Here is a 737-nt window from a genome sequence, read left to right as displayed (position 1 = left end):
TAACACCCGAAGTCGGTGAGGTAACCTTTTGGAGCCAGCCGCCGAAGGTGGGATAGATGATTGGGGTGAAGTCGTAACAAGGTAGCCGTATCGGAAGGTGCGGCTGGATCACCTCCTTTCTAAGGATTTTAACGGAATGTTTCGTTTAGAACGAAACAATGATTACGTCTTTGCTGTTCAGTTTTGAAGGTTCATTCTTCTGAATGACTTCAAAATTGTGCTACTGTCGCTACGCTTTCGTCGCAAATTTGCGAAGAAGTAGAAGCAGGTAGTAAATTTGTTCTTTGAAAACTGGATAAAACGACATTGAAATTGTAACAAACACATTTATTTTTTAATTAAGTTTTTAGGCTTAATAACTGATAATAGGGTTTCAAGACACAAGCAGTTCTAGGAAGCGAACGAGTGAATGAAGGAGCGTACTTACGTACGTGACTGATTGAACGAGAGAAGCTGACAACGAAATGCGCAGTGGATTGGAAGCCGTTAAAGGTTTCGAGATACGAGTAAGACAAGGAAGCAATTGAGTGAGAGAAGGAGCGTACCTCTGTACGTGACTGACCGAACGAATGAAGCTGACGCTGGATTACGATGTATATCGGAAGCTGCAGGTTAAGTTATTAAGGGCGCACGGCGAATGCCTTGGCACTAGGAGCCGAAGAAGGACGGCACTAACACCGATATGCTTCGGGGAGCTGTAAGTGAGCTTTGATCCGGAGATTTCCGAATGGGGGAAC

2 rRNA genes are annotated in these 737 nt (G+C 44.4%); both read left to right on the top strand.

Annotated elements, in window-relative coordinates:
• Positions 1 to 119: ribosomal RNA gene (locus C9J37_RS27815) — 16S ribosomal RNA — on the top strand; the annotation flags it as partial.
• A 491-nt stretch (positions 120 to 610) separates the two neighbouring features.
• Positions 611 to 737 (top strand): 23S ribosomal RNA (locus C9J37_RS27810); the annotation flags it as partial.

The sequence above is a fragment of the Lysinibacillus mangiferihumi genome, assembly GCF_003049665.1.
Lineage (GTDB): Bacteria > Bacillota > Bacilli > Bacillales_A > Planococcaceae > Lysinibacillus > Lysinibacillus mangiferihumi.
This window is presented reverse-complemented; position numbering and strand designations above follow the sequence as displayed.